This window comes from Vibrio sp. 10N.286.48.F5, assembly GCF_041469785.1.
Taxonomy (GTDB): domain Bacteria; phylum Pseudomonadota; class Gammaproteobacteria; order Enterobacterales; family Vibrionaceae; genus Vibrio; species Vibrio crassostreae_C.
Genome location: NZ_JBFRLG010000022.1, coordinates 175,992 through 201,664, shown reverse-complemented (window position 1 = coordinate 201,664; position 25,673 = coordinate 175,992). Strand labels below are relative to the sequence as shown.

Sequence of the window (25,673 nt, the reverse complement as noted above, 5' to 3'; positions counted from 1 at the left end):
TTTAGAAGTTAGCTAAAGAACTTAAACGAACAATAGATAAGTGATAACAATGAAAAAGCGAGTCTTCCTTTTAACCATGGCTTTAACTTCGGCATTGAGTTCTAGTCATCTTTTTGCTGCGGAAAAGCTACGAGTTTACGCTGCATCGTCGATGACCAATGCGGTTAATCTGTTGGTTGAAGAGTTTGAGAAAGACCATTCTGTCGATGTGATTCCTGTGTACGCGAGTACGTCGTCTTTGGTGCGACAAATCGAAAGAGGAGCACCAGCAGACATTTTTATCTCGGCAAATGAGAAATGGATGACGCATTTAGTCGATCGTAAATTGGTTTATAGTGACAATGTCACAAACCTATGTGAAAACGAACTGGTGCTGATTGCTCCTAAAGAGACATCGGTAACGTTAGACCTATCAAAAGGTGAACAATGGGCTAAACTGCTTACTAATGAAAGGCTCGCAGTGGGTAACACCATGTCGGTTCCTGCTGGTATCTATGCAAAAGAAGCGTTAGAAACGTTAGGTGTATGGGACGATGTGAAAACTCGATTGGCACCAAGTAACAATGTTCGTATGGCCTTAGCCTTAGTCGAGCGCAGTGAAGCTAAGCTTGGCATTGTCTACAAAACGGATGCGTTGCTTTCTAAAGAAGTAAACCTAGTGTCGACCTTCCCATCAGATCTGCACACACCAATACGTTACCCTGTAGCGAAGTTGAGTGATAAAGTTGTGGCAGAAGAGTTCTATACTTTCCTAAAGAGCGAAAAAGCGAAAGACACCTTGAACAGTTTTGGATTTGAAGTGCGTTAAATGATGTATTTATCGGAATACGAATACCAAGCCTTAATGCTGAGCTTAAAAGTCGCTGGGTTTGCAATCTTATGGCTTATCCCTATCGGTATTGGCTTAGCATGGCTACTTGCTAAGAAACAATTTGTAGGTAAGAGCATTGTTGAGAGTATTGTCCATTTACCTTTGGTACTTCCACCTGTAGTTATTGGCTATTTACTGCTAGTGATGATGGGCAGGCAAGGTATCATAGGTTCGTGGCTCAATGACGTGTTTGGTATTGTATTCAGCTTTAGCTGGAAGGGCGCGGCACTCGCTTGTGTGGTTGTGGCGTTGCCGCTGATGGTTCGCTCTATTAGATTGAGCCTAGAAACCGTAGACAGTAAGCTTGAAGAGGCGGCTGCTACATTAGGCGCTTCACCTCTTCGTGTGTTTTTCACGATCACTTTACCCTTGATGATCCCAGGGGTCATTACCGGCACCATGCTTTCATTCGCAAGAAGCCTAGGGGAGTTTGGCGCGACCATCAGCTTCGTTTCAAATATTCCCGGTGAAACTCAAACCATTCCTTTGGCTATGTATACCTTTATTGAAACCCCTGGCGCTGAAATGGAAGCCGCGCGTTTGTGTGTCATTTCTATTGTGATAGCGCTGGGTTCATTGATGCTATCTGAGTGGCTCAACAAAAAGTCAGCACAACGCTTGGGAGGCAATGCATGAGTGCTTTGATCCTCCAATATCAACAACAACTTGGTGAAACGTTCTTTGATATCGACTTGGAATTACCAAGTAGCGGCATTACGGCAATTTTTGGTCGTTCTGGCGCGGGTAAAACCTCACTTATCAATGCAATCAGTGGCCTTAAACAGCCCGATAAAGGTCTGATCAGCGTATCTGGAACCACACTGTTCGATAGTGAAAATGGCATTAATTTGCCGACTCACAAACGCAACGTCGGTTATGTGTTCCAAGAGTCGCGATTGTTTCCACATATGAAGGTGGCAGCGAACCTTAAATACGGTATGAAAAGCGTCGATCAAGCGCACTTTGAGCAAATAGTCTCGCTGTTGTCTTTGGGTTCATTGCTTGACCGATACCCAGCTCGTTTGTCTGGCGGTGAGAAGCAACGTGTGGCGATTGGCCGCGCTTTGTTATCAAAGCCGAGCATTTTGTTGATGGATGAGCCTTTAGCGTCTCTCGACTTGCCTCGTAAGCGCGAAGTGATGCCATTTCTGGAAAACTTATCCGAAACCGTCCAAATACCGATCATCTATGTCACTCATAGCCTCAATGAAATTTTACGCTTGGCAAATCACCTTGTGATTATTGACCAAGGCAAAGTGATTTCGTCGGGTGTGACGGAAGAGGTTTGGGCATCGAGAGCCATGCAACCTTGGCAATCTTTCTCAGAGCAAAGCTCTTTGTTTGAAGCGACATTAGCGGAACACAATGACGATTATGCGCTGTCTCGCCTGATGCTAGGAAAGTCGACGTCGTTATGGGTTCAGAAAGTATCGAGTGAGCTTGGTACGACAGTGAGGCTGCAAGTTAGGGCAAATGATGTCTCTATCACGCTAGAACGGCCGAAAGGGACTTCTATACGTAACATCCTTCCTGTCACCATTAAAAGCGTAGAGACGCACCAACAAGGCACAAATAAGCAGAGTGTCGAGGTCGAGCTAGAGTTAGAGTCTGGGTGCTACCTATGGGCAACCATTACATTGTGGGCGCTGGATGAGTTAAATCTAGAAATCGGGCAGCGTGTTTACGCTCAAATTAAAGGTGTGAGTGTCGCTCAAAGAGATATCGCGGTAACGCATTAAACCTGACAAGGTCAGTTTTTCGATATTGCCGCGATACTGCCTGTTATAGGTTCTGAAAATTCGGTCTTGATTCCATGAATGGATACATGCGTCATTTTTATACGGTATAACTGCCAGTTTTGCGCCACGCTATATGAGTGTTAAAGCATATGATTTGTCGAATCATATGAACATTAGCAACAAGAACATACAGACGTAACGATCGACGAACAGAAAATAGCGGATATAAAAAAGCCGCGTGTTTAAAGAAACATGCGGCTTAATTCTAAGTAGTACTGTTAGCGCTTAGCCTAGTTTAGGCGACTAGCGACTTACTTAGTAAAAACTTCTTTGAAATCACGCTTCAAGATTGCATCACGACGAGCTTTCTTGATTTGTTTAACCATGTCTTTTACACAGTTGTGTAGAACTTGGTCTAGCAGTTGAGCACGGTACTCTTCTTTTTCTTCGTCAGACATGTCTTCTGGAAGTTTAAGAGTAGGGAACTCTTCCATCACGTTAACACCAGCGAAAGCTTGGCTAACTGAGATTAGAGCGTGGAACTGCTCGAAGTTGTCTAAAACATTTTGTGCGCTTGCTGGAAGACTATCCCAAGCTTCGCGTACTGCTTCTTCAGACACTTCGTGAATAGAAGTAACCATAAAGTGCATCTCTTTTGGTACGCCATCAAATTCGATAACTTGACGAAGTTCTGGTGAGATGGTGGTTAAATCGATTTCTTGTTGTTCGTTGTTTGTAGCGTCTGACATAGTATTTCTCTTTAAAAAGAAACAATGCTAAAAAGATCTGTAAAAAAGTCAATATAATATAGAGATTAGGGCATGATTTAAGCCCAAATTTGAGCTACTTTGAATATTCAACACTAGATAAAGGTGATGTGATGATAGAAAAGGGATCTTCAATGCGCATATTGCTGGTTGATGACGTTCAACTAGACAGGATGCAACTTGCTATCCGACTCAAGCAACTGGGTCATATTGTAGAAGCTGTCGGTAGCGGAAAAGAAGCCCTGAGTGTTTATTCTGATTTTGATCCTGAACTCGTGTTACTTGATATCAACATGCCTGATATGGATGGTTTTGAAGTGGCGAATGAGGTTCGAAGCCGATTCCCAGAATGGGTTCCCATCATCTTTCTTAGTGGTCACGAAGAACCTGAGATGATCGCAAAAGCGATTGACGCTGGTGGCGATGATTACCTGATCAAGCCAGTAAACAAGGTTGTTTTGAATTCTAAGCTGATTGCGATGCAACGTATCGCGCACATGAGACGAGAGCTAAAACAAAGCACAGCCAAACTCGAAGAACTGAACATCCTTCTGCAGCAACAAGCCAACGAAGATGGCCTGACCAAATTGTATAACCGTCGATATATGGATACTAAGCTTGAAGAGAGCATAGCGTGGCACGGAAGACGTAATATATCCATGACAGTCATACTTCTAGATGTAGACTTCTTTAAGCCTTACAACGATAATTATGGTCATATTCAAGGGGATAAGTGCTTACAAGGGCTTGCTAATACCTTGAAACAGCTGTTTGTTCGTGCGGGAGAATTTGTAGGTCGTTATGGCGGTGAAGAGTTTGTTTTGATTCTTAGCGATACAGACAGTGAAGGCGCTAAGGTACACGCGACTCGAGTTAAAGAGGCATTGCATGAGATGAACTACGCTCATGAACACTCAACGGTATCGGATAGAGTGACAGCGTCACAAGGTGTGTTGTCATTTGTGCCAGAAGGTGGCGAATCTATTGCGTCTATTTACGAAAAGGTCGATCAAGCGCTTTATCAAGCGAAGCAAAGTGGTAGAAATACCTTTGTACAACGTAACATTTTGGAGCTTGCGCGTTAGTTGGCGAGCTCTTTTCGATATTTGAATTTATACTTCTAATAGCGTTTGAGCTAGGAAGTGCTTTAAGTGATAAAAGAAATGCCACATTCGAAGTCATTTTCTATGACTAACACATCTTGGACGCTTGCGGTTCCTCTATTTTTTACCGCTTTGGCGACCACTGTTAATGCCAATACGCTATCTGATCTTTTTCGAAAGGATCTAGAGCAGAGCTTTGCCACCAGTGTATTGCTCAACGACACCGATGTTTTCACTTTTGGTATCAATAACTTTGACCCCAATAAAGTGTTTAGTTTGGACAATGAAGACATCGGTTCGAATGATTCGGTAAGTCGTCGCCAAAACATCACCTCCCTGAGTTTGCCTTACACATTTGAATTACCAAGTTACATCGAAGACAACCATCAAGAGGTGACGCTACGCTTGTCTGCATTGCGAATCGAGAACGATGTCGAGTACGCGGCAGCAAACAGAAACGATTTTCAAAAAGAGTCGGTAGTGTCTGGCTACGTCGAATTCGCGAATGTGTCCCAGCTAGACGAATATTGGAGCTTCAGCTCTGCAATCGGTAACCACATCTCTTACTACCGCAATGATTATGAATATCGCGCTTCGTTGCTAAAGCCTATTCAAGACCAACTGGATGGCGTATATCTCAATACTGATGCTTGGGCTTACATCATCGAGCCTAAAATCAAGCTGATGTACGAAGATAAGAATGACTGGGGAAAGTATAAATTGAGCACCAGTTGGCATTACTTTAATGGCATCGGCTGGGGCGAGGCGAATAATGGCAATGTCGGTCATCCTGAAGGGTGGTATATCGCCAATGAAGCCAAGGTTTTCTATGATCTCGTGCGTTGGGATAAGAACATCACTTCGATGTACTCGAGTATAAGACGAATTGATATTGGTGGTGACACCGTGGCATCTATGGGCACCACATCTTACTACGAGGGCAGTGTTGGTTGGTTGCTTAACCCAAACCTGTTTAATGAGTGGGTCGATAACGTGGGAATAGGTTTTACGATTAACTACGGAAGTAGCTTAAAAGGTGGCAGCTTGGTTATATTCTTCAACCAAGATTAAGCTCTTTTTTCCAGTTAAGCCCATACGGCCTCAAATCAATGAGGCTCGTTGAACTTGGAAGTGATAGTTATTGAAGCAGATCGCTATTAATGGCTTAAGCTATTTAGATCTCTAGCACTCAATATCTTTCGCTATCAACTATTGTTAACGGTCAATACACAGTTTGTTTCGACCGGTTTCTTTCGCTTTATACAGCGCTTGGTCAGCAAGCTTCAACACCTCTTCAGGATGTCTGGTGGTTGTACTGTCAGACAATCCAATACTCACCGTCACATTCACCACTTCCGATGGTTTGCCGTTCTTACCACGCTTTTTCATCCCCACTTCATGATCGTCAGGGCGCTCGTGACTATTGCGAATCGTCATGTCGTAGTTTTGAACCTCGGAAATCAGAGCTTGAAGGTGCTCTTTAACTTGTTCCGAATGTTTGCCTTTGAAGATAATCGTGAACTCTTCACCACCATAGCGATAAGCTTTAGCGCCGCCTGTGGTTTCTCTCAGAATGCGTGCCACCAGTTTTAACACATCGTCCCCAATGTCATGTCCGTAGGTGTCGTTGAATTGCTTAAAGTGATCGATATCGACCATCGCCATCGAATACTTACGCCCCAAGTGCTTCATATCGACTTCTAAGGCGTGTCGACCTGGAATGTTAGTCAGTTGGTCATTAAAGGCCATATCATGACTAGCAGACATCACATAGACGATGATCAACGTGCCTGACAGCGAGAACATGGTGCTCGAGATGTACTGAATATCGAAGAAGATGAACGTACAAGAAGAAAGCAGGATAGCGCTATAAACCACAACATCGATAGAGCGGTTATACACCAACACGAGAATGGCAGTAAGGCCAAGCAAGCAAAGGCTATACAGCACTAAAACAAAAGGCAGTTTGGAGAAGTCTCTGACAATAAATAGAAGACCATCACTCCATGATTCAAAACCGCCGGCATGGAAGTGAGAGACGATCAATTGTGCCCACACCATAAACAGAACAAGAACGATGGCGTAGAACAGCATCGACTTTGAGTTTACGCCGTTATCAGGGAAGGCATAAACAAGTAAGCAAGTGACAGGTACTAATGCCGCAAGTAACGAGAGCTCTAATAGCGTTGTGCCAGTATTGAGAGGCGTTTGTAAGCGAACTTGGATGATCAGATAAGCGACAAGCATGGTCACCGATACCATCGCCATTCGACCTTGTCTGAACGTATGGCATAGCAGAACCGCAACGCTCAATAAAATGTAAGGGAGGTTGCTAGCAAACCCTAAATTTGAGTCCGTCACGAGAATGACGTTGTCCATACCAACGAGCAAAATTGTTAACAGGACTAAAGGGAAGCAAAATCGAAACATGCTCGACGTTACAAAAGATGATGCCATTTATGTGGTGAGCCTAACTATATTGATGATCTTATTATTTAATACTATGCGTAGGATACGGTTAAACAAGCGATTGCCAAGCTTTTTACCTAAATTAGAGCAAAAACATAGTCATAGGTCGCTATTGGTGCAATCATTTTTATATGTATTTTGAGTTGCTATTAACCTTAGAACGAACTACACAGTATATATGAGAAATTAATTAGTCGTTATAGATACTTAACAAAATCTGCTCTGCTGCTCTTACGTTGGCGCTGTCACTTAAAGGGCTTGATGATCAGTTATCATTGAGTGACCTTTTCATTAAGCGACGAAGATCTGTAATGAAGTCAGAGTAAGATTAAATAATACCTAAGTTTCAACTATGGACAGTAAAACCTATAACTGAGTTATAGAAAGCTATTAGGAATTGCATGGTTTCAAGTGACTTTAGAAACGACTGCGACTAGAAAAACCGCTACAAATGGAGGTGTGGTATGCAAATTAGTGTTGATGTACATAACTATATGGAAACTCTGGTCGGTCATGTATTGGCTACCGAGGAATATGTGTCTAGTTATACCAACGAACAGTTGGCCGATCTCGCGTGCTTGGCTTTGGGCCAGCTAAAACCTATCTATATTCGTTTTGATATCGATTTTCTGTCAGCATTGCCAGAAGACAAATTGGTGCTCTATAAACGCAATAGTGAGATCGCGGTCAAAAATGCAGAAAGTATGATTATTGACGATCGAAGACGTGAACGTGACGACAATGTGCCTGTTATATTTAGTCAACACAATTTTGACGATGACGTAGAATTGCAATGGTATGAAAAGCCGTTGTTGAACCGTAAACAGTCATGATAGTTTAGGGTGAATACGGTCATTTAAGGAGTAAAAAAACGTGGGATTCTTTTCTAGATTATTTGGTGGCAAAGAAAAAACCGAACAAAAAGTAGAGATTGAGCCAGTCGAATATAAGGGTTTCAATATCTATCAAGATGCCATTGCAGAATCTGGTCAATACCGTGTTGCTGGGCGAATCGAGAAAGAATTCGATGGTGAAATCAAAACTCACCGTTTTATTCGTTCAGATGTTGTTTCAAACAAACAAGATGCCGATGAATTGATGCTCAAAAAATCGCAGATGTTCATCGACCAAATGGGCGACAATATATTTAGCTAACCAATTAGGGTTAGAATTGATGTTGGTCATAATTTGGAGAGCTTTCAGTGTATATGCTGAAAGCTCTTTTTAGTTTTATGGATAAAGAACAGCTAGTGAGTTGTTATTAAAAGGATTATTTGCAAGTGGTTTGACCTCTTGGTTCGAGACGGTCGTCATTTATCCGAATGAAGCGCTTAAATTCCGTCCAAATCGTTATAAGTAATAACTTTTCCTGTTCTTTGAACAAAACGCTTGAAGTATTAGTTGTCGTTAGATACAAACGAATAAGTCATTCGTGCCAATAGTCAAGGAATAGCTATGCAAATTGGTGTACCAAGAGAAACGCTCGCAGGTGAAACGCGAGTCGCTGCTTCGCCGAAATCGGTAGAACAGCTTCTAAAATTAGGATTTGAAGTTTGTGTTGAATCACAAGCAGGTGCGTTAGCAAGTTTTGAAGATGCAGCTTATGAACAAGCTGGAGCAAAAGTTGTCACCGCAGATGAAGCTTGGAAATCCGATATTATCTTTAAAGTTAACGCTCCGATCGTTGACGAGTCTAAAAATGAAATCGATCTTCTTAAAGATGGCGCAACATTGGTCAGCTTTATTTGGCCTGCTCAAAATCCAGAGTTAATGGAACAATTGTCCAGTCGTAACATCAACGTGATGGCGATGGATTCTGTACCACGAATTTCAAGAGCTCAGGCGTTAGATGCATTGAGTTCTATGGCAAACATCGCGGGTTATCGTGCTGTTGTTGAAGCGGCGCATGAGTTTGGTCGATTCTTCACGGGCCAGATTACGGCTGCGGGTAAAGTTCCACCAGCAAAAGTACTGGTTGCAGGTGCTGGTGTTGCTGGACTAGCGGCAATCGGCGCTGCGGGTAGCTTAGGTGCGATCGTTCGTTCATTCGATGTTCGTCCTGAAGTTAAAGAACAAGTTGAGTCGATGGGTGCTGAATTCTTGGAAGTGGATTTCAAGGAAGATACCAGTGCTGGTGACGGCTACGCAAAAGAGATGTCTGAAGCATTCAATAAGAAAGCGGAAGAGCTTTATGCAGCTCAAGCAAAAGACGTTGATATCATCATTACTACGGCGCTGATTCCAGGTCGCCCGGCTCCGAAGCTGATTACCAAAGAGATGGTAGACAGCATGAGTGCAGGTAGTGTGATTGTAGACCTTGCGGCGGCCAATGGCGGTAACTGTGAATACACGGTTGCGGATCAAGTCATTACAACGGCTAATGGCGTGAAGGTGGTTGGTTACACTGATATGGTTGGTCGACTGCCGACTCAATCATCTCAACTGTATGCAACGAACCTAGTTAACCTTTTGAAACTGCTTTGCAAAGAGAAAGATGGCAACATCAATATCGACTTTGAAGATGTTGTTCTGCGTGGTGTTACTGTCGTTAAAGAGGGCGAGGTCACTTGGCCAGCTCCACCAATTCAAGTTTCAGCTCAACCACAACAAACTAAGCCAAAAGCGGCCAAACCAGAGCCTAAAGTTGAAGAACCTGTTTCTCCAATTAAGAAAGTGGCGGGTATGGCGGTAGCTGTTGGTGCATTCGCTTGGGTAGCTTCGGTTGCTCCAGCTGCGTTCTTATCTCACTTTACCGTTTTTGTTCTCGCTTGTGTGGTGGGTTATTACGTAGTTTGGAATGTAAGCCATTCTCTGCATACGCCTTTGATGTCTGTGACTAACGCGATTTCAGGCATCATTGTAGTAGGTGCACTGTTACAGATCGGACAAGGAAGTGGCGTCGTCACGTTCTTATCATTTATTGCCGTATTAATTGCAAGTATCAATATCTTTGGTGGCTTTACCGTGACCAAACGTATGCTTGAAATGTTCCGTAAAGACTAAGGAGTAACAGATGTCTGAAGGATTAGTACAAGCAGCTTATATTGTTGCTGCTGTATTTTTTATTATGAGTTTGGCTGGGTTATCGAAACAGGAATCTGCGCGTGCAGGTAACTATTACGGTATCACGGGTATGGCAATCGCGTTGATCGCAACGATCTTTGGCCCTCACTCTGCTGGTATTGTGTGGATCATCATCGCTATGGTGATCGGTGGTGGTATTGGTATCCACTACGCAAGAAAAGTAGAAATGACTGAAATGCCAGAGCTGGTTGCAATTCTGCACAGCTTCGTAGGTATGGCTGCAGTACTTGTAGGTTACAACAGCTACATCGATCCACCTGCTGCTGTTTCTATCAACCCTGCAGATATTCATGCAGAGCACGTTATCCATCTAGTGGAAGTGTTCCTTGGCGTGTTTATCGGTGCGGTGACGTTCACGGGTTCTATTGTTGCGTTTGGTAAGCTTCGTGGCGTTATCTCTTCGTCTGCATTGAACATCCCTCATAAGCACAAGTGGAATCTAGCGGCTATCGTAGTTTCTACACTGCTGATGATCATGTTCGTTAAAGCAGACGGCAGCATGTTCGCACTAATGGTGATGACACTTATCGCATTCGCATTCGGTTACCACCTAGTGGCATCGATTGGCGGTGCAGATATGCCAGTAGTTGTCTCTATGCTGAACTCGTACTCTGGTTGGGCAGCAGCAGCGGCAGGTTTCATGCTTGCAAACGATCTGCTTATCGTAACTGGTGCATTGGTTGGTTCGTCGGGTGCGATTCTGTCTTACATTATGTGTAAGGCGATGAACCGCTCTTTCATCAGCGTTATTGCTGGTGGATTCGGCCAAGAAGTGGTTGTGTCTGATGGCGATGAAGAGCAAGGTGAACACCGCGAAACATCAGCTGAAGATGTGGCTGATATGCTGAAAAACTCTAAGTCAGTAATCATCACTCCTGGATACGGCATGGCAGTAGCTCAAGCACAATACCCAGTGCATGAAATCACTGACAAGCTACGAGCGCAGGGCATTAATGTTCGATTTGGTATCCACCCAGTTGCTGGTAGGTTACCGGGTCACATGAACGTACTGCTTGCTGAAGCGAAAGTGCCTTACGATATCGTTCTAGAAATGGACGAAATCAACGATGACTTCGATGAGACAGATACTGTATTGGTAATTGGTGCGAATGACACCGTAAACCCTGCAGCACTTGAAGATCCAAACAGCCCAATTGCTGGTATGCCAGTACTTGAAGTTTGGAACGCTCAGAATGTTATCGTATTCAAGCGTTCGATGAACACAGGTTACGCCGGTGTGCAAAACCCACTGTTCTTCAAAGAGAACACGCAGATGCTGTTTGGCGATGCTAAAAAGAGTTGTCTAAGTATCTTAGAACATCTATAGAGATCACCTCTAAACAATATGTAACAACTCGATAAGGAGCTCATTTGAGCTCCTTTTTTTATCTTACGAAAGCGACTCTATGTGTGATCTCAGTTGATACGAAGTTGACGAAGCCTGATGCAAAACTTGTCGCAATTGAGGTTTGGCTTGCCAATCAGCCTACTAGTACGTATGTACAATGTGGCCGTAATATATTGGCCTTTATCTCTGTAGCTCGCCATTCTCAATGTTTTTCATGCGGTTAAAAATTTATCTTTGATAGCGAATGGTATATATTTGGTTGATCTATATGAATTTGCGTTGGTTTGTGATCATCAAAAGAACATTTACTCTTCTTATCGCTACGTTGTCTGTGTCTGCAAACGCATTTGCCGACTCTTTACCTGAGCGTATCGATAATTTCACCAAACTCTTTGATCATGAAACGGCAATCGAATCTTACGATATTCGAGTGCTACAGGCTGATTATCCAACACGTTTGATCATGCCGTCTTCTATGCTGCCACAAACAGCAGAGTACCCGTTAAAAGACATTCAGCGCTTGTACCAGTTATCAAAAACCTGTAGTGGTAAACTGCCGTTAAGCCCTTTGATTACTGAGCCTTTAGTTTTTACTCGTGCAATGTGTAAAGGCACCAAGCTTTCTGACCGTTGGTTTAGCCGTAGTGGTTTGATTCACCCTGGCGGCGGTTCTTATGCGGCACGATACGTTGAGAAGTACCCAGAAAAATTCGACTCTCTGAAGCGCTTTATGCATATTCAAGAGCGACCAAACACCGAACACGATGAACTACTGTCTCGCTTGCAACAAATGGATAGCGAAGCAATCACCGCGCTGTTAGCGGGTGCGAGTATGTTTGTTGAGCTTGATGAGATGTGGGTAAAACGCGGCTACAGATATTACCTGTATAAAAAATCAGTCTGGAACGAAAATGCCACGCTTGCTGGGTTATCGTTTAGCTTGTCTTCAGAAGGTAAAAGCTGTTTTGTCCAGCGTGGTAATGTGTGTTGGGAAATAGAAGATCATTCAGAGCTTCTGCAAGTCGCCATGTTTATCTTGGTTATTGCCAACATCATGCTTGTCTTAGGTTGGGCGGTTTACCGTTGGAACAGTAAGAAACAAGAGATGAAGAGCCGCATGCTGGTGCTTCAAATCCTAACGCACGAATTAAGAACGCCGATTGCAAGTTTGTCATTGACGGTTGAAGGGTTCAGACGCGAGTTCGAACACTTACCAGAATCAGTATATGATGAGTTTCGTAGGCTGTGTGAAGATACACGCCGTTTAAGACAGTTGGCAGAAGCAAGTAAAGACTATTTGCAATCAGACAACCAACCGCTCGCAACAGAGTGGGTACCAAGCGTTGAAGAGTGGCTTCAATACAAAGTTGAAGAAGAATTTGCACCGGGTATTGAACTCCGTGTAAACAAAGATATTGCTGCAAAAATAAACGTATATTGGTTAGGAACGTGCATCGACAACCTGATCAGAAACGCCGTGAAATACGGTGTCGCACCAGTGATACTAGAACTGAATACTTCTGACAAGAAGCTGACATTCAAAGTTATAGATAATGGAGACTTGTCCCGCAAAGATTGGGGGCAACTAAGAAAGCCATTCGTAAGTAAGAGTGGACTCGGTTTAGGTCTGACGATAGTGGAATCTATGGTCGGAAAAATGGGCGGTCACATGACGCTTATCGGCCCCCCAACAACATTTATTTTGGAGATACCTTGTGAAACAGACATTGCTTCTCGTTGAAGATGATAAAAATTTAGCTGACGGTTTATTAGTTAGCCTTGAGCAAGCTGGATATGAATGTTTGCATGCAGAACTGATCTCTGAAGTTGAAGGCTACTGGGAACAAGCGGACCTAGTGATTCTAGACCGTCAACTTCCTGATGGTGACTCAGTAGATTCACTTCCAGGTTGGAAGAAAAAGAAAGACATCCCAGTTATTTTGCTAACGGCTCTCGTCACAGTAAAAGACAAAGTTGCGGGCCTAGACTCAGGTGCAAACGACTATCTAACTAAGCCTTTCGCTGAAGCTGAATTGTTTGCTCGAATTCGCGCGCAGTTACGCCTGCCTGATGCTGAAGATCAAGATGCATCAAAAGTGATGGCTCAAAATCTAGTTATCGATAAAGCGACACGTGAAGTGTTTTTCAATGAACTGGAAGTCACCCTAACGCGTACTGAGTTTGACCTACTGCTATTTTTGGCAAGCAACCTTGGCCGTGTATTCACTCGTGATGAGCTGCTTGACCATGTATGGGGTTACAACCATTTCCCAACAACACGTACGGTAGACACGCACGTTCTGCAACTAAGACAGAAACTGCCGGGTCTAGAAATCGAAACGCTGCGTGGCGTTGGTTACAAGATGAAAGCGTAATGAAAAAAGCCTTACTTCCACTATTAATGTTGTCTTGCGTGGTGAATACCGCGCAAGCTGCGGATTGGTTTAAGAGTAGTGATACTCTAACTCAAGTTCATAAACACCTGTTGGATAATGACTTACCTCAGATGTTTGATTCACTAGTGGAAGTTTGGCAAATCAACTCTTCTCAATCACGAGAAGATCACCTCAATGAGCTGTTCGATCAAGCATTGAACAAAGATTGTGGTAAAACCCTCACCAGAAAAACACTCCCAGATTGGATCAGTTCAGTCGTCGTTAAAAGACACATCATTCAAAGCCCTGGCCGAGATACTTTTCGCGTATCGATTGATGTTGAATCCGAAAACAACATTCAAGATATTACCTTCGAGAAATGGGTCGATAAGATTGTTTCATCGGACAGTGAGCTAACCAAAGACAGTGAAGTGGTAAACAACGCATCGGTGAGCCTATACCGCAAGCGTTACAATTTAGCATCTCAACTTGAGTCAGGCCTGTATCGTTTAAGTGTGAAAGGCGATGGCGGTAATTCATGGAGTACTTGGATTATTCTTGGTGACGTTGCTTTTCGTCAGCAAGTTCGTTGGGCATCAAAAGACACGTGGCGCATCGATAAAAAAGAACTGCTGAACCCTTATTGTCCGCTTCCTAAGCTCGAAATTGGTTTGTACGATTACATCGATGAACACTATGAGCAGGTGTGGGGCAAGAGCTATGAATCTGATTATCCAATGAACCTAACTGGCGAAGAACTTCCCAATGATCGCTACGTTTTGGCGGTTTCAATGGTGCATTCACGCTGGCAAGGTGACATAGCGATAGAACAAGCACAAACTATCAGTAAAACTTATGATATTTCTAGCGAAGAAGAGTTAAAGTAATTTAGAATTGAGCCGTTAACTATGTAAGGGATCTAACAAAGATAAACGGCATGAAAAAAACCACAAAACTACTCGCAGCATCAATTGCATTCGCCAGTCTTCCTCTTTCAGCAGCAAACTACGCCATTGAAGCGCGTGGTGATGCGATGGGTGGTGTTGGTGTTGTTTCAGCAAACTTCCTAACTGCTCCATTCTATAACCCAGCACTTGTTGCGATTTATCGTCGTAATGATGACATGGGAATGATCACGCCAAGTTTTGGCGGTAATTATAATGACCCTAATAACTTAGTTGATGATATCGATAATTTAGTTGACAGCATTGAGTCAGGTACTGTGACTGGTTCTGATCTAGATGCTCTTAATGGTGATAGCCTGAATGTTGATTTAGGTGGTGTTGTAGCATTCGCTCTACCAAATCAGTATATTGCAGCAAACGTATTTGCAAAAGCATACACTGAATCATTTGTAACCCCTGATACATCTAGTGACGCTGCTAATAGTGACTTGGTTAATGCTGAGTTAACTGCTGTTAAAGCTGTTTCTATTGGCATTATGGAAGCTGGTATATCATTAGCAAAATATCAAACGTTCATGGGACAACATTTGTCGTTTGGTATTTCTCCAAAACTCCAAAGAATCTATACGTATAACTACATTGCCTCGGCACAAAACTACGATCTAAGTGATGTTCGAGAAAACGACACCGCGGAAACTACATTTAATATTGATGCAGGTGCGCTTTGGTTTTACGGCCCATTTAGAGTGGGTTTTTCTGCAACGAATATTATAGACCGTGAGATTGAAACTAAATCCGTTAGCCAACAGCTAACAAGCAGCACAGGGGCTACAAGAACAGTAACATCGAGTCATTCTTATAACCTGGGGCCTGTCTACACTGTTGGTGCGGGGATCGTTTCTGATTACTTTACGTTGAGTGTTGATTATGATTTGAATGAAGCAGAGAAGTTTACTTCGTTCGAAGACAACGAACAGATGATTCGTGTTGGTACTGAAGTCGACCTGTTACGTCAGCTTAAGCTAAGGGGAGGGTATTACAAGAACCTGGCTTACTCTGATTCAGAAGGAACAGTGACAGCTGGTGTTGGTATCTCGCCATTGAACTTGTTTCAGCTAGATCTAAGTGCTAACTACACGAATGAAAATGCAATGGGTGCATCCATCAATTTCCTTGCTAGTTACTAACAGTCCTTATATAGTTCTGCTCCTAAATAAAGGAGCAGAGCATGCTAAACGACTTACCAACCCTTTCTCACGAAGAACAACAGAAAGCTGTTGAACGAATTCAAGAAATGATGACCCAAGGCATCAGCACAGCACAAGCTATCAAAATCGTTGCTGAGCAAATCCGTGAAGAAATGAGTAATAAAGAAGAGTAGGGCATCAGCCCTTCTTTTTTAGTACGATAGTGCACTATAACTAAATATATTACCCTCTAGTATATTATCTCGTACATACCTACTCTTTAGTTTCTCTAAATCCCGACCTGTCCTAAACTCTTAAATACTTTTTATTCAACAAGTTACGTCAGAGTAATTAACTTCTCAGGCTTTACTTGGCTTTGAGTTGTAATTAAATTACAGCAAGATCTGAAAGTAAAACAATCGCCACTTTAGGTGTCAGTATTTGTGTCACCATGTCTAAATGGCTAAATATATGGTGTTTTTACGGCTAGTGACGTTGTGACTTGTATTTTGAACGGATGAGAATCCATGAATGATCAGAAGCAGACAAATGAGGATTTTATCTAAGAACAGAGTGAAACAATCCACAGCGGTAATGTTCAAAACCGATATCGCGAATGGCTTACCACCGCTTAGAGCAAGCTTCGTTGCCACATATGTGCTTTACAGAATAAGTATTTAAAAAGCTTACGAGGCGTAAGGTGTTGTGTAGAAGTCGATTAAGGAATGCGGCGCGTATCAATTTGAGAATGCTAAATCGATGTGTTTTCTATTGGGGAATGATAAGTCTAAGCGATAGAACTTGTTAGAAATAGGGTCGCTTTGAGCGCTGTAGTTGTCGTCGTGGTTACGTATGTAGAATCGAAACCTTGGCTCCTCTTGACCTTCATATTCTATATTGATGGTGACCGAATCGAACGTTGAGAGATCGAGCCCTTTATTTTGGGTCGATCTCTTAACGTACTCAATTTCACAGAAGGGTAAGCTATAGGTTTGTTCAAAGTCACGCTGTAACTTAATTCCATCTTCTGACTTATGTAATGAGCCTACGGTGCCACCATCGTGGTCTCTGTCCGTATTTACGCGCGTAGGCTATCTGTCAGGTGTGATGATGTAGTTCTTATCCATGAGCGTATTAAAAGAGATCAACGACACTAGCGTGATTGCTAGGCAAAAATACGCGCCCAGCGACAGATATATGCCTAAATAGCGTTGTTTTTGTTCGGTATTTATACGAAAGGTAACGTTTTTAAGGGGATAATAATTTAACTGTGTAAATATACAGTTATTGTTTGGGTTCTTTATTTTGTGTTCCATAGGACCAAGCTTTACCTGTACAGCTAGCTACAGTGTCACTTTACTTATTGATTACATGTGTCGATAAACATTATAAGCTTTCTAATCTCAGGCGGTAACACCATTGCGACTTCAAAGCAGGCATATCAGTTAGAGAAAACAAGTAAAGAAAAACTAAGCGCAATGGGTTTAAAGTAACTCTTAGGTTTATTACCAAAGCTACCTAAGTCCAATTGAACGTAATTTCAGGGCAAACCGTGATTATGGATCTGCCAAGTATCGGTGTTGTGTACCAGCAATAAGTGTAATGAATCTATGCAAACTGAACACAAAGTACTAACTCTAGAGAGAATCGTTAAGAAGGTTTGAAAAATGTGTGTGCGAATCTACGTAAGACAGACGAACTTTATTAGCTGATGGATTTGAACGAAAGCTCAGCATGTGCAGTTGATAAAAAACATTGGTCGCGTGTGTGAAATCTGAAAAAGAAACAACAGCAATGCTCACAAGAATCACACACAACGCGGCGGTTCGTTAGTGCAAACAGAGAAGTGGCAAGATAAGTTAAATCAGATGGACAAAGTTTCTCGTCAATTAGATTTGCTGAATGAAGGTTGGATTGTGTAGATGTTGGCCGCACATATAATTATTTGATTTCAAATGCGCTAAGAAAACCCTGAACGGCGCAAGAAGCGTGAGAGTCAGTTGGAACAAGGATTTTAAGGACAAAAGATGAGAATACTACCTTTAGAATTAACTACACGTATTATTAACTGCGTATTATGTACGTTATGTTAAATGGATTTTGATGTTTATAAGGCAGGTATCTTTGTGTGATGCCCTGCCTTTGTATTGTGCCGATATTCTCTAATTTATACTGTGTATTTAACCAAACTGGCTATTTACCATAAAATACCTAATAACCAGTGATAATAATCTTCGATTTTAACCCTGGTATTAGTTAGAGATTAACCGCCAGCAAATTTAACTTTGTAGCCTTTCTTTTCAAGGTGCGCTTTGATCTTGTCGCGCGCGTCACCTTGAATTTCGATGTTGCCATCTTTTACTGAGCCACCGCAGCCGCAAACTTTCTTGAGTTCTGCTGCCATTAGTTTTAATGGTGCGTCATCTAGGTCTAAGCCAGTTACGACAGAAACGCCTTTGCCTTTACGGCCTTTGGTTTCTTTTTGGATTCGAACGATACCATCGCCTTTAGGACGTTGGACTTTCTCTTCTTCAGGCTTAATGCGACCTGTTTCTGTTGAATATACTAGGCTCATAATTTACTTCTTTTGTTGCTCTGCTTTTTGTTTTGCGAGTAAGTAAGCTTCTATATGGCGTTGGATTGCAACCTTGCCGCCTTTGATTAAGCGACCGTTAAACATGCAATACCACGCATTAGGCTCACCGGTATCATTCTTGATTTGGTAGCCGTTGAAGTTTTCAGTCGAGCCACCAGTTCCTCTCGACTTATTTAATGACATGAATTCTTTTGGATCAATAATAGATGCGGTATCAATCCACCAATCAATACTCTTTTTCACGGCAGCTAGGTTGCCCTGAATAACGTTGTTTTTTAACTTAGCACGCCAAACTGTGTTGTTAGCATCTATCGATTGAAGATGGACGCTTCGGTAAATTGAATTAGCCATATCTATTAATCATCTTTCTGTTTTCACTGCATTAATCATAAGTATACTAATAATGATATCAAGCATAATATGGTAAAAACACCTGTCGAGGTATGGTAATTTGAGAAAAAAAGTCCCTATTTTAACTGACTCTGTGATAATTAATTCATTTGTTGAAAAATTAAACAGCAACGCGACAATAGAAATTATAGATGAGTTGACAGGATTTCAATACTCTCGCAATTCACTGTTGGGCATTTACAGTGATTGGAATCGCTATCATGCGTTCTGTACCAAACATCGTATTAACACACTTCCCGCATCTATAACCGCTGTTCGTCGTTTTCTTGAAACGGAGTCTAACGATAGAAAATACGCATCGCTAAAACGTTACACTGCAACGCTTAGCATGTTGCATACTGTGTTGAGCTTTGCTAACCCGATCAAGCACAGGCAAGTTCGCTTTACCCTACTCCACTTACAATCTCAAATGGCCGGTGACGCTAAACAAACCAATGCTATGACATCTGTGCATCTCACTGATTTGAATACGTTACTCTCCCATGAGAAAGCAAACCTGAAAGAGATCAGAGACATTGCTATTTATAACGTGATGTTCGAGTGTGCTTTAAAGCGCTCAGAGCTTAAGTTGTTATCGATGAGTGATGTTGAGTACGTTGAAGATCATTACCAAGTAACAGTCAAAGATTCGGCTTATCAGTTGTCACAAATAGCCAATGTTGCACTTCAACGTTGGCTTTCGTTTACTGGTATACAAGATGACTTGCCAGTATTTCGTGCGATAGACAAGCATGAGAATATTGGTTTGCAGCCTTTAGATGATTCGTCCATCTATAGGATATTGAGAAGAGCTAGCGACTTACTTCAACTGCCAGAAAATCACCATTTCTCTGGAAATTCGATTCGTGTTGGTGCTGCACAAGAGTTGTCGAAACAAGGTCTTAAGGTGAGAGATATTCAGGACTTTGGTCGTTGGCTTAGCCCGGCAATGCCAGCTCAATATGTCGGTTTCACGGGAACGGCTGATAGTGAGAAGATGAAGTTTAAGGCGTTAATACCTTGGCAATGACGGGTCGCAGATTACTTGGATATTACTATTTTGATATAAGTTATGGTTAAAACGATATTTGTAAAAACGGTTAGCGTTAAAAACAAAAAGCGCCTTGGCGAAAGCTCAAGGCACTTGTTGGTTCAGCTCTAAGTGAACGAAAACGAGTTAGAAACCTAAGAAAGGCTTGTTCTCACGCAGTTTTCTAAGAACTGGCTGAATTTGTGGCCGTCATGCTCAACCATTTTAGGGAACATGGAGATTGGCGTCATACCTGGGAAGGTGTTGACTTCGTTCAGGTAGATTTCGTTGTCTTGCGTTAAAAAGAAGTCGATACGAGACAAGTGACGAAGCTTCATCTGGGTGAAGACTTTTCGTGCGCTGTCTGCAATCAATTCACGCTGTTCGTCAGTTAAATTACTTGCTTCAACTTCAGTGATCGAGTGGCTGTCTGCACTGTACTTCTCTTCGTAAGAGTAAAATGCGCCATTCGGTGCAATCACCTCACCCGGCTTGCTGATGTGTAGCTCGCCATCGATTTCATAAGCAGCAATTTCTAGCTCTCTAGGCACCACTGATTTCTCAACCAATACTTGGTCCGAGAAAGTGAACGCCTTGTTGATAGCCTCGCTTAAATCTTCTACTTGGTTAACTTGGTAACAACCTACAGAAGAACCTTGACGAGCCGCTTTCACAAACACTTTACCCCACTTTTCAAATGCTTGAGTTGCTTGTGAGTGAGCTTGATCATTGTTGTCTGATAAGAACAGGTACGGCGTGTTTGGAATACCAAGTGCGTCGTACCAAAGCTTTGACGTGATTTTGTTAAAGCTGTTGTTGCTTGCTTCTGGACCACAACCTAGGTATGGAATTTTAGCCATTTCAAACAGTGATTGAATGTCACCTGTTTCACCTGGGAAACCGTGTATGCAAGGCACAATGAAATCGACTTTAGATGCTAAATTGTCACCGCGTAAGGTTTGGTCGTTAATATCAAGATAAACCAATTCACCTGAATCAAGACACCAGCCTTCGTTCTTAATTTCAACTCTTACAACGTTAAAATCTGCAACGCTATTAAGTTGTTCAAAAAGGTAATTGGCTGAAACTAAAGATACTTCATGCTCTGAAGATCCACCGCCGCAAAGTAGAAGGATGTTTGTGGTGTTCATGGGTAAATTCGGTCCTTGAAACTAGGAGTACTGACTTCAATGATAAACAAAAGTCGAGATAGGTACAGTGTTTTGATTGTTAAAATTGCGTTCGAAAGATCGAGCGATTAACTATCAAACAAAACAGCGAGTCTTAAAACAAAAGAAGGAGCATTTGCCCCTTCTTTATGAATCAAAACTTAGTTCAACTTGTTAAGCGTTGGGTATTCAGAGTTCTTGATGTCATCAATGCTCTTAACGAACGGCTTCAAGTTTTGGAAAGTGTTCGGCAGTGTTGAGATTGCCTTTTTAGCTTCTAAGCGTGTTGCGTAGTCACCATAAAGTACCGTGAACCACTTAGTGCCGTTAACCATTTTGTAGTTTTCCCAAACTGGTTGAGAAGTCGTAGGTAGCATTTTCACGAAAGAATCGACTTTACTTTGGCTGCCAACAGCAACAACTTGAACTGTGTAACCAAAACGTTGGTTCATGTCTTGTTGTTTCTTGGTTGGGCCTGTCACTACTGCAACTGGCTTAGCTTGAGTCGTTTGAGCGACTTTCTGTTCAACAGGTTCGGTTCTGATAACGTTGACAACATTTTCTTCAACAACGCTTGTTTGCTCAGATTGAGATACAACTGGAGCTTCAACTTTTGCCGTTTTGTACTCTTCTTGATAACTATCTGAAGTGACATTGGTAACGTAGTCGTCAGATACACACGCAGCCAAGAGCAGTGGCAAAGTCACAATTGCAAATTTTTTCATGGAAAGCTCTATATCCTTAATAATAATTACTATAAATCATGCCGATACGTCGGTTTAGAATCAAGTTAACTTTGGGATTATACACCATTAGTGGGTGACCTATTTCACAAACTTTATGCAGTGTTTGCTTATTCATCTGAATTCGGTGAATTTGCCATCAACCTGTGAGTGCAAAGTAAGTTACGATGAAGTTACGTGCATTGCTAGGATATGTCTATGAATCATCTTGATCCCCTACTTAAACCCCGTTCAATCGCTGTTGTTGGTGCTTCTCAACGAGAAACACGCGCAGGATATATTGTTATGAACAATTTGTTGCATGGGGATTTTAAAGGTGCGGTGATGCCGGTTACGCCGAAATATGATTCAGTGGCCGGTGTGCTTTCTTACAAGAACATTTTGTCGTTACCGATTGTTCCTGACCTCGCAATCTTGTGTACCAATGCGACCCGTAATGTCGCTATTTTTGAAGAACTGGCTGAGAAAGGTATAGCCTCTGTCATTGTGCTTTCTTCAGACATGCAGCAAGAAAGCGATAATGGTGAGACGTATGATGAACGATGCCTAGCGATTGCCAAAAAGCACAACATTCGAGTGTTGGGTTCCAATAGTTTGGGGGTGATTGTTCCTTGGTTAAATTTGAACGCCTCATTCTCTCCAGTGACAGCATTACCCGGTAAGATCGCCTTTGTTTCTCAGTCGGCAGCTGTGTGTACCACTATTCTCGATTGGGCTAATGACAAAGAGATCGGTTTTTCGGCGTTTATCTCTATAGGCAATGGTAGCGATATTGAATTCTCGGAGTTATTGGATTATCTCAGTACCGACTCTCACACCGAAGCGATATTGCTTTATGTAGACAGCATTACTGATGCGAGGCGCTTTATTTCTGCAGCGCGTGCGGCTTCGCGTAACCGACGAATTTTGGTGTTGAAAGGCGGTCGAACGGCGAAAGGCAGAGCCGCAGCAATGGCTCACACTGGCGGTGCCGACACATTAGATATTATTTATGATTCCGCAATCCGACGCAGCGGCATGCTACGAGTTAAGAACTTACATGAACTGTTTGCTGCGGTAGAAACACTGACTCATTCAGTACCATTGCGAGGCGAGCGCTTGGCTATTGTTACTAATGGTGGCGGCCCTGCGATTATGGCTGTGGACACCCTATTTGACCGCGGTGGTAAGCTCGCAGAGTTTTCAGAAGAGACACTTGATAAGTTGAACAAGGTTTTGCCATCGAGTTGGTCTCATAGCAATCCTATCGATATTGTCGGCGACGCTGGTGATCAACGTTATATCGACACTATAAACATCTTACTCGATGGCGATGAAGCAGACGCGATTCTTATCATGCACAGCCCTTCAGCGGTCGCACATTCCGCTAAAACGGCAGAACGAATTATTGAAGCGATTAAGAAGCACCCTCGCCACAAGCGCTTTAACATCCTGACGAATTGGTCTGGTGAGCTAACAGCAAGGCCCGCACGAAAGCTGTTTACCGAAGCGGGTTTCCCAACTTATCGGACCCCTGAAAGCTCTGTGGTCGCATTCATGCACTTAGTCGAGTACAGACGTAACCAACGTCAGTTAATGGAAACGCCGACCACTGCAGAAAAAGTACACATTGAAGATCTAGCAGATGCGAAAGGTTGGATAGAAAGAAAACTACTGGATAAAGATACAGTTAGCCTTGATACTCACCAAAACAGTCAGTTTTTCAAGAGCTTCAACCTCGATGTGTTACCAACTTGGATCGCTTCTGACCCAAGTGAAGCGGTACACATCGCTGAAACGATCGGTTATCCCGTCGCAGTAAAATTACGTTCGCCGGATATTGCACATAAGTCAGACGTACAAGGCGTGATGCTCAATTTGCGAAACAGCAGTGAAGTTGCCAATGCGGCTCAGGCAATTCTCGATCGTTCTCAATTATCCTTCCCTACAGCAAACATCCACGGCTTGTTAATTCAAGGTATGGCTAAGCTCGCGGGCGGCCAAGAGTTGCGTATTAAGGTTACAACAGACGAAACCTTCGGCCCAATCATATTACTTGGACAAGGTGGTTCGGAGTGGGATGAGTCGATTGATGCCGCAGCTGCTTTTCCACCGCTCAACATGACACTGGCGCGTTACTTGATTATTCGAGCGATAAAAAGCGGCAAGATTCGTCTACAAAAACTCCCTAACCCCATCGATATAGAAGGTTTGTCTGAGTTATTGGTACGTATATCGCAAATGGTAGTGGATTGCCCTGAAATACATGATTTGGATATCCATCCAGTACTGGCCAATGGTGACAAGTTCACGATATTAGATGCCGATATCATCTTGAAAGCGTACGAAGGCGATCCACAGGAACGTCTTGCGATTCGCCCTTATCCGGTCGAGCTTGAAGAACGTATCCAGCTAAAAGATGGAACCGAAGTGTTGTTACGCCCTATTCTTCCCGAAGATGAACCGCTTCATGCTGACTTCATTAACCGTGTGTCTAAGGAAGATCTCTATAAGCGTTTCTTTAGTGATGTCGGTGAATTCAATCATGAGGCGTTGGCGAATTTCACTCAGATTGATTTCGATAGAGAAATCGCCTTTGTGGTCGTTCGCGAGGAACAAGGCGTTCCAGCGATCATCGGCGTGTCCCGTGCGCTGATTAACCCTGAGAACACAGACGCCGAATTCGCAATATTGATTCGTTCTGACCTTAAAGGTGTTGGTCTAGGTCGCATTCTTATGACCAAGGTTATCGATTACTGCCGTGCGAAGCAGACCAAGCAGATGTCGGGTATGACGATGCCAACCAATAGAGGGATGCTGACACTAGCTCAAAAGCTCGGTTTTAAGCTAGATATCAGTTTTGAAGATGGTACTGCAGATATGGTGTTACCGTTACTTTAACGCCCATGTCTTTTTAAGATGTTGGATACACCAAGACTTGGCGTCGCCCATTTTGTTGCGTCGCCAAGCCATAACAATATCGATCGGTTGTGGTTCTGTACCGGAGATCTGCTGTAGTACGCCAGATTCAATCAAAGGTTTAGCGACACTATTCGGTAAGGTGCCAATCCCTAGTCCTGATGTCAAAGCCTCTACTTTCGCAGGAAAGCTTGTCACGGTTAAACGTGGCTGTTTCTCTAGAATATTGATGCTTAGTGCTGGCTGATCGCGTGCGGTGTCTGCAATGGCAATAACCCTGTAACTTTCTCTCGCCTTCTGATCGAATTCACCAGAACGCTTGTGAACATAGTGGCTTGATGCCGCGACCCACACCATCTCCATTTTACCAATTGCGTCACTTTTCATATCGTTTGGAATTGTATCGAGCTTAGGGCATACCAATAAGTCAGCACGACCATCTGTGAGAGATTCCCAACAACCCGCTAAGATTTCCTCTTGCAAACGAACGCGTGTTTTACTGATTTTTCCTAGTTCATCTACCAGTGGGAAAAAGTTAGCAATCGGGATAATGCCATCAAAGGCGATGGTCAAATCGAGCTCCCAACCATTGGCTAGAATGCTTGCCTCGTTAACAAGACGTTCTGTAGCTCCAAGAATGATTCTACCTTGCTCAAGTATCAACTGACCCGCTTCCGTGAAATTTGCACGGTGGCCTGAGCGGTCAAAAATCATGATGTCTAGATCTTGTTCAAGCTTCTGTATTTGATAGCTGAGTGATGAAGGCGCTCTGTCCATTTCATTGGCCGCGGCGGCGAAACTTCCACGTCGGTCGATGGCGTCTAGGATGTGTAACGCTTCAAGTGTTATTGGACTATGCATAGCTTTCCTACTTTATAAATGAGACTTGAATCACAAAAACAGAAGCATTCAGACTGTGAATGGAACTGTAAAAGTCTTTTTAATACAGATATTTAAGAGTATTAATTATGAGTTAGTTGATAAAATTGAAAATTATTT

General features: G+C 42.8%; 23 protein-coding genes and 1 pseudogene. 16 read left to right on the top strand and 8 right to left on the bottom strand.

All coding sequences use genetic code 11. The features are described from left to right. The first annotated feature begins 49 nt into the window (after positions 1–49). Genes modA through modC form a run of 3 tightly spaced genes read left to right on the top strand, consistent with a single transcriptional unit; the run spans position 50 to position 2,610 of the window. Positions 50–808 carry a molybdate ABC transporter substrate-binding protein gene (gene modA / locus AB4185_RS14155; RefSeq protein ID WP_017060111.1) on the top strand — a complete coding sequence of 253 codons (759 nt, stop codon included), beginning with the start codon at positions 50–52 and terminating at the stop codon, positions 806–808. After that, positions 809–1,507, top strand: coding sequence for a molybdate ABC transporter permease subunit (gene modB / locus AB4185_RS14150; protein WP_017060110.1), 699 nt, complete (start codon positions 809–811; stop codon positions 1,505–1,507). Then, positions 1,504–2,610 carry a molybdenum ABC transporter ATP-binding protein ModC gene (gene modC / locus AB4185_RS14145; protein ID WP_017060109.1) on the top strand — a complete coding sequence of 369 codons (1,107 nt, stop codon included), beginning with the start codon at positions 1,504–1,506 and terminating at the stop codon, positions 2,608–2,610. Before modB ends, modC begins: the two co-directional genes overlap by 4 nt. Before the next feature lie 311 nt (positions 2,611–2,921). Here the strand turns inward: modC and AB4185_RS14140 are convergent, their stop codons facing one another. After that, complete coding sequence (locus tag AB4185_RS14140) at positions 2,922–3,359, bottom strand: DUF3069 domain-containing protein (RefSeq protein WP_017060108.1); 438 nt, start codon at positions 3,357–3,359, stop codon at positions 2,922–2,924. A gap of 131 nt (positions 3,360–3,490) precedes the next feature. Here AB4185_RS14140 and AB4185_RS14135 point away from each other — a divergent pair, with 131 nt between their 5' ends. Both AB4185_RS14135 and AB4185_RS14130 read left to right on the top strand, forming a co-directional pair. Beyond that, positions 3,491–4,462, top strand: a complete 972-nt coding sequence (locus AB4185_RS14135; RefSeq protein WP_372135576.1) for a diguanylate cyclase — start codon at positions 3,491–3,493, stop codon at positions 4,460–4,462. A 78-nt stretch (positions 4,463–4,540) separates the two neighbouring features. Further along, positions 4,541–5,551, top strand: a complete 1,011-nt coding sequence (locus tag AB4185_RS14130; RefSeq protein WP_029235232.1) for a Solitary outer membrane autotransporter beta-barrel domain — start codon at positions 4,541–4,543, stop codon at positions 5,549–5,551. 144 nt (positions 5,552–5,695) lie between these two features. On the opposite strand, the gene AB4185_RS14125 is transcribed toward AB4185_RS14130, so the two are convergent. After that, entirely contained in the window at positions 5,696–6,937 is a 1,242-nt protein-coding gene (locus tag AB4185_RS14125) for a GGDEF domain-containing protein (protein WP_372135575.1), read from the bottom strand. Positions 6,938–7,413: 476 nt separating this feature from the next. On the opposite strand from AB4185_RS14125, the gene AB4185_RS14120 reads away from it, so the two are divergent. The 9 genes from AB4185_RS14120 (at position 7,414) to AB4185_RS14080 (ending at position 16,042) form a co-directional block, all read left to right on the top strand. Beyond that, a complete protein-coding gene (locus AB4185_RS14120) occupies positions 7,414–7,782 on the top strand; it encodes a late competence development ComFB family protein (protein WP_017060104.1) in 369 nt (122 codons plus the stop codon). Positions 7,783–7,822: 40 nt separating this feature from the next. Continuing rightward, positions 7,823–8,104 (top strand): HlyU family transcriptional regulator, encoded by a 282-nt coding sequence (locus AB4185_RS14115; protein ID WP_004731023.1) that lies wholly within the window; start codon positions 7,823–7,825, stop codon positions 8,102–8,104. A gap of 300 nt (positions 8,105–8,404) precedes the next feature. Then, positions 8,405–9,952: a Re/Si-specific NAD(P)(+) transhydrogenase subunit alpha gene (gene pntA, locus AB4185_RS14110; RefSeq protein ID WP_017069088.1), complete on the top strand. Its 1,548-nt coding sequence runs from the start codon at positions 8,405–8,407 to the stop codon at positions 9,950–9,952. A 10-nt stretch (positions 9,953–9,962) separates the two neighbouring features. Beyond that, positions 9,963–11,360, top strand: a complete 1,398-nt coding sequence (gene pntB / locus AB4185_RS14105) for a Re/Si-specific NAD(P)(+) transhydrogenase subunit beta (protein ID WP_065584950.1) — start codon at positions 9,963–9,965, stop codon at positions 11,358–11,360. A 289-nt stretch (positions 11,361–11,649) separates the two neighbouring features. Then, positions 11,650–13,122, top strand: coding sequence for a sensor histidine kinase VxrA (gene vxrA, locus AB4185_RS14100; protein ID WP_065584951.1), 1,473 nt, complete (start codon positions 11,650–11,652; stop codon positions 13,120–13,122). Next, positions 13,097–13,756 carry a response regulator transcription factor VxrB gene (gene vxrB, locus AB4185_RS14095; RefSeq protein ID WP_009845363.1) on the top strand — a complete coding sequence of 220 codons (660 nt, stop codon included), beginning with the start codon at positions 13,097–13,099 and terminating at the stop codon, positions 13,754–13,756. The genes vxrA and vxrB overlap by 26 nt, the downstream gene beginning before the upstream one ends. Further along, positions 13,756–14,643 (top strand): DUF2861 family protein, encoded by an 888-nt coding sequence (locus AB4185_RS14090; protein ID WP_065584952.1) that lies wholly within the window; start codon positions 13,756–13,758, stop codon positions 14,641–14,643. The genes vxrB and AB4185_RS14090 overlap by 1 nt, the downstream gene beginning before the upstream one ends. A gap of 50 nt (positions 14,644–14,693) precedes the next feature. Continuing rightward, positions 14,694–15,848, top strand: coding sequence for a conjugal transfer protein TraF (locus tag AB4185_RS14085; RefSeq protein WP_017069084.1), 1,155 nt, complete (start codon positions 14,694–14,696; stop codon positions 15,846–15,848). 41 nt (positions 15,849–15,889) lie between these two features. Continuing rightward, the gene (locus AB4185_RS14080) at positions 15,890–16,042 is read left to right on the top strand and encodes a YoaH family protein (protein ID WP_004731009.1); all 153 of its coding nucleotides are present in this window, start codon (positions 15,890–15,892) and stop codon (positions 16,040–16,042) included. Between the two features lie 546 nt (positions 16,043–16,588). On the opposite strand, the pseudogene AB4185_RS14075 reads toward AB4185_RS14080, so the two are convergent. From AB4185_RS14075 to AB4185_RS14065, 3 genes and pseudogenes are all read right to left on the bottom strand, one after another. Further along, a pseudogene (locus tag AB4185_RS14075) lies at positions 16,589–17,080 on the bottom strand (GGDEF domain-containing protein); the annotation flags it as partial. Positions 17,081–18,111: 1,031 nt separating this feature from the next. Further along, entirely contained in the window at positions 18,112–18,423 is a 312-nt protein-coding gene (gene yciH, locus AB4185_RS14070) for a stress response translation initiation inhibitor YciH (protein ID WP_008221404.1), read from the bottom strand. Positions 18,424–18,426: 3 nt separating this feature from the next. Next, positions 18,427–18,795, bottom strand: coding sequence for a DUF3319 domain-containing protein (locus tag AB4185_RS14065; RefSeq protein WP_017060095.1), 369 nt, complete (start codon positions 18,793–18,795; stop codon positions 18,427–18,429). 100 nt (positions 18,796–18,895) lie between these two features. Between AB4185_RS14065 and AB4185_RS14060 the strand changes: the two genes are divergently transcribed. After that, positions 18,896–19,864, top strand: coding sequence for a tyrosine-type recombinase/integrase (locus AB4185_RS14060; RefSeq protein ID WP_102333618.1), 969 nt, complete (start codon positions 18,896–18,898; stop codon positions 19,862–19,864). A gap of 155 nt (positions 19,865–20,019) precedes the next feature. On the opposite strand, the gene AB4185_RS14055 is transcribed toward AB4185_RS14060, so the two are convergent. Both AB4185_RS14055 and AB4185_RS14050 read right to left on the bottom strand, forming a co-directional pair. After that, complete coding sequence (locus AB4185_RS14055) at positions 20,020–21,015, bottom strand: D-alanine--D-alanine ligase (RefSeq protein ID WP_017064584.1); 996 nt, start codon at positions 21,013–21,015, stop codon at positions 20,020–20,022. A 179-nt stretch (positions 21,016–21,194) separates the two neighbouring features. After that, positions 21,195–21,758, bottom strand: a complete 564-nt coding sequence (locus tag AB4185_RS14050) for an SPOR domain-containing protein (protein WP_017069919.1) — start codon at positions 21,756–21,758, stop codon at positions 21,195–21,197. A gap of 216 nt (positions 21,759–21,974) precedes the next feature. On the opposite strand from AB4185_RS14050, the gene AB4185_RS14045 reads away from it, so the two are divergent. Beyond that, positions 21,975–24,656 carry a bifunctional acetate--CoA ligase family protein/GNAT family N-acetyltransferase gene (locus tag AB4185_RS14045; RefSeq protein WP_017069918.1) on the top strand — a complete coding sequence of 894 codons (2,682 nt, stop codon included), beginning with the start codon at positions 21,975–21,977 and terminating at the stop codon, positions 24,654–24,656. Here the strand turns inward: AB4185_RS14045 and AB4185_RS14040 are convergent. After that, a complete protein-coding gene (locus AB4185_RS14040; protein WP_372117178.1) occupies positions 24,648–25,535 on the bottom strand; it encodes a LysR family transcriptional regulator in 888 nt (295 codons plus the stop codon). The genes AB4185_RS14045 and AB4185_RS14040 overlap by 9 nt on opposite strands. Between the last annotated feature and the right edge of the window lie 138 nt (positions 25,536–25,673).

Excerpts from the sequence above, each read along its gene's own strand:
- modA (WP_017060111.1), top strand. The coding sequence starts at position 50 with ATGAAAAAGCGAGTCTTCCTTTTAACCATGGCTTTAACTTCGGCATTG.
- modB (WP_017060110.1), top strand. The coding sequence starts at position 809 with ATGATGTATTTATCGGAATACGAATACCAAGCCTTAATGCTGAGCTTA.
- modC (WP_017060109.1), top strand. The coding sequence starts at position 1,504 with ATGAGTGCTTTGATCCTCCAATATCAACAACAACTTGGTGAAACGTTC.
- AB4185_RS14140 (WP_017060108.1), bottom strand. The coding sequence starts at position 3,359 with ATGTCAGACGCTACAAACAACGAACAACAAGAAATCGATTTAACCACC.
- AB4185_RS14135 (WP_372135576.1), top strand. The coding sequence starts at position 3,491 with ATGATAGAAAAGGGATCTTCAATGCGCATATTGCTGGTTGATGACGTT.
- AB4185_RS14130 (WP_029235232.1), top strand. The coding sequence starts at position 4,541 with ATGCCACATTCGAAGTCATTTTCTATGACTAACACATCTTGGACGCTT.
- AB4185_RS14125 (WP_372135575.1), bottom strand. The coding sequence starts at position 6,937 with ATGGCATCATCTTTTGTAACGTCGAGCATGTTTCGATTTTGCTTCCCT.
- AB4185_RS14120 (WP_017060104.1), top strand. The coding sequence starts at position 7,414 with ATGCAAATTAGTGTTGATGTACATAACTATATGGAAACTCTGGTCGGT.
- pntA (WP_017069088.1), top strand. The coding sequence starts at position 8,405 with ATGCAAATTGGTGTACCAAGAGAAACGCTCGCAGGTGAAACGCGAGTC.
- pntB (WP_065584950.1), top strand. The coding sequence starts at position 9,963 with ATGTCTGAAGGATTAGTACAAGCAGCTTATATTGTTGCTGCTGTATTT.
- vxrA (WP_065584951.1), top strand. The coding sequence starts at position 11,650 with ATGAATTTGCGTTGGTTTGTGATCATCAAAAGAACATTTACTCTTCTT.
- AB4185_RS14090 (WP_065584952.1), top strand. The coding sequence starts at position 13,756 with ATGAAAAAAGCCTTACTTCCACTATTAATGTTGTCTTGCGTGGTGAAT.
- AB4185_RS14085 (WP_017069084.1), top strand. The coding sequence starts at position 14,694 with ATGAAAAAAACCACAAAACTACTCGCAGCATCAATTGCATTCGCCAGT.
- AB4185_RS14080 (WP_004731009.1), top strand. The coding sequence starts at position 15,890 with ATGCTAAACGACTTACCAACCCTTTCTCACGAAGAACAACAGAAAGCT.
- yciH (WP_008221404.1), bottom strand. The coding sequence starts at position 18,423 with ATGAGCCTAGTATATTCAACAGAAACAGGTCGCATTAAGCCTGAAGAA.
- AB4185_RS14065 (WP_017060095.1), bottom strand. The coding sequence starts at position 18,795 with ATGGCTAATTCAATTTACCGAAGCGTCCATCTTCAATCGATAGATGCT.
- AB4185_RS14055 (WP_017064584.1), bottom strand. The coding sequence starts at position 21,015 with ATGAACACCACAAACATCCTTCTACTTTGCGGCGGTGGATCTTCAGAG.
- AB4185_RS14050 (WP_017069919.1), bottom strand. The coding sequence starts at position 21,758 with ATGAAAAAATTTGCAATTGTGACTTTGCCACTGCTCTTGGCTGCGTGT.
- AB4185_RS14045 (WP_017069918.1), top strand. The coding sequence starts at position 21,975 with ATGAATCATCTTGATCCCCTACTTAAACCCCGTTCAATCGCTGTTGTT.
- AB4185_RS14040 (WP_372117178.1), bottom strand. The coding sequence starts at position 25,535 with ATGCATAGTCCAATAACACTTGAAGCGTTACACATCCTAGACGCCATC.